Below are 2473 nucleotides of genomic sequence, written 5' to 3'. Positions count from 1 at the left end.
TGAATCAATATTGGTATTGTTAAACTTTCTTCTTAGAATCAGTTCAAAGCGTTTGATATAAATTGCTAAGATAGAAAGAGCTTTTTCTTTATCTTGAGGACTGCTAAAATTGAGTTGGTGTGTGCTAAAAAGTTGAGGGATAAGCTGTAAAATTGCTTTGAGTTCGCTTGTCTTAAATCTATTGCTCCACAGAGCGATGGCATCTCCAATATTGTTTATAGTTTCTAGGCGCAGCACAAAGTAGAAAGAAATAAGATTAATCAGATAACTTCGCTTTATCTCCATTTGAATATAGTTAGAGATATAAAGCTGTTGGTTAGCAAACTGCGATTCAAAGTATTGTTTGTAGGTTTGCGTACTAAGTAGTAGAGACCGCGTAACTGAGGTGTCTAAAAAGCGTTCTTGGATAGGTTTGTCCTCCATATTGTGTTATTCTTCGTCTGAATCCCTATCCTGACTATCGTCAAGTTTTACCCCGAATGGTAAAGTCTCAAAGCCTAAGTCTTCTAAAGTTAAAATAGAGTCCTCGACTGACAAATTGGTGATTGTTTCTTGATTCACTAGGGATGCAAGTAAATCATAAGCTCCTTGGTACTGACTGGCATTATAATCAATCCAACGGTTAGAATATGCAAGTGCATCATGCAGCGCCATTACCACTTCTGTACAGGGGTCATGAATGTATTTATCGCGCAACTTCCGCATAGTACGCAATAGGTTATCTGCATAGACAGCTGCTATTGGTTCTCCAGAGTAAGAAGAGAGTTTTTGTAAATCAACTAAGATAGCTTTGGTGATTTCTACTCTTGAATTTTCTAAGACAGTCTGCGAAATATTCATTGTTTTTCTTCTCTTGAAAGTTGAGTTTTTCTGGACTTATATTACGATTTGCGCCGCGAAAAAGTTGTTGTTACGGGCGCGAACGCGCGTTACTACTTTTTATTTTTGGTTAAATTATTGAGTTTGGTGAGACTGGAGCGAATATTCCCCACTTCTTTACGACTCTTGAGGCGCTTTTTGGCTTCCTTGATAACCTGTCGCATCACTGATTCTTTATCTTTACAGGTTACGTAGAAAGCTTCGACTAACGTTTCTATTGTTACTTTATCGCGGTGACACAGTTCGTCGAGTTCGTCTTTAATGGGAACCTCCAACCTTACGGGAACTCTAGGAGCAATTTCTGGGTAACTGGCGAGTAAATCTTCCAAGCGTTTGAGTTCCGATACTTCGGTTGGTTGCTGCACCGCATCAGTTGCACTCAGTTCTGTTAAAGTGTCAGTAGTAGTCGGTTGCTGCAATACATCCTGGCGTGGGGGAACAGTCGGTTGATTAGCACGGCTGCGAATTTCGTCTAAAAGGCTCATGGGTAACTCCTGGTACTATAACTTACACTGTTTCTGTGGGAATAAGTTTTGCGTACTGTTCTGGCAGTGTTGGTCCTACCTTTTGAGCTAATACCTGGATTGGATATTCCAAGGAAGGCTGTCCTAAGTCTGTGGGAGATACCCGTTGGTTGATGGCATTTTTATATACATCGGATTCGAGAAAGTGGGGTAACATCAAGTCAAGTCCCACGATTTCGCCCATTGCTGAGATACTGGTTTTAGTGGCTTTGGTTGGATTAACTCCAGTCCACTTGGCACGGAAGGGTATGACTCCCAAGAGTGAGCCATAGGGTAAAGCTGGTTGAAATTCTTTTACCAGTTCGAGGGTTCTTACCAATGACTGCACTCCCTTGACGTTAGCTTCGGCGGGAATTATCCACTTGTCACCAGCACCGAGGGAAGTTTGGGCAAGGTGCGATCGCTCTGGTGGTGGATCTACAATTATTACGCCAAAGTTATTGGCAATTTGCCTTAGGCGGTTTCTCAGGAGAAACAAACTAATCCCGCTCGATGCCAGTTTATAGTTAGCATTCTCCAACCCGTCATCAGAGGGGATTAAAAACAAGTTGGTGTTACTGATAGTGCGGTTGTCTAGTTGGACATCCGGTACTGGGGCGATGGCATTAATTAGGGGTGTTTTTTCTTCGGATTGGGTGATGACTTCCAGCAATGTAGGGGTATTTGGCTGTACCTTGACCCCCAAAAAACTAGTGAGCGATGACTGGGGGTCAGCATCAATGAACAGTACTGGAATCCCCAACCGCCCCAGGTATCGACCGAGCATGAGCGCGACGGTACTCTTGCCCTGTCCACCTGCTAGCCCCAAGGTGACAATTGTAGGAGTGTAGTTTCCTTGCATTAAATTAAAGCACTCATTACATTACAAAAATATTACTGTGCATTTGCACTATAGTAAATTTTAACAATAGTACTTTAGCACAATAGTACTATTTTGCTAAAGTACATTTTTAAAATGAGGTATTTGTATTCTGGATAGGAGAATGCTGGTGGTATTAGCGTGCAGATAGTGGCACTGGTGGAACGTGGTAACAATTGTTGCACGTTTTTGACTTAGTGGAGTTTTGGAA

At 42.0% G+C, this 2473-nt stretch carries 3 protein-coding genes and 1 pseudogene; all 4 read right to left on the bottom strand.

Annotated elements, in window-relative coordinates; all coding sequences use genetic code 11:
* A pseudogene (locus AC5590_RS23765) lies at window positions 1-423 on the bottom strand (hypothetical protein); the annotation flags it as partial.
* Between the two features lie 6 nt (window positions 424-429).
* Window positions 430-840, bottom strand: coding sequence for a hypothetical protein (locus AC5590_RS23760; protein ID WP_169268952.1), 411 nt, complete (start codon window positions 838-840; stop codon window positions 430-432).
* Between the two features lie 92 nt (window positions 841-932).
* Window positions 933-1364 (bottom strand): carboxysome distribution maintenance protein McdB, encoded by a 432-nt coding sequence (locus AC5590_RS23755; RefSeq protein WP_169268951.1) that lies wholly within the window; start codon window positions 1362-1364, stop codon window positions 933-935.
* Between the two features lie 22 nt (window positions 1365-1386).
* Window positions 1387-2244, bottom strand: coding sequence for a ParA family protein (locus tag AC5590_RS23750; RefSeq protein ID WP_169268950.1), 858 nt, complete (start codon window positions 2242-2244; stop codon window positions 1387-1389).
* Window positions 2245-2473 lie beyond the last annotated feature (229 nt).

Origin of the sequence: Brasilonema octagenarum UFV-OR1 (genome assembly GCF_963888615.1) — a bacterium.
GTDB lineage: Bacteria > Cyanobacteriota > Cyanobacteriia > Cyanobacteriales > Nostocaceae > Brasilonema > Brasilonema sennae.
This window is presented reverse-complemented; position numbering and strand designations above follow the sequence as displayed.

Coding starts and splice junctions, on each gene's coding strand:
- AC5590_RS23760 (WP_169268952.1), bottom strand. CDS start 840: ATGAATATTTCGCAGACTGTCTTAGAAAATTCAAGAGTAGAAATCACC.
- AC5590_RS23755 (WP_169268951.1), bottom strand. CDS start 1,364: ATGAGCCTTTTAGACGAAATTCGCAGCCGTGCTAATCAACCGACTGTT.
- AC5590_RS23750 (WP_169268950.1), bottom strand. CDS start 2,244: ATGCAAGGAAACTACACTCCTACAATTGTCACCTTGGGGCTAGCAGGT.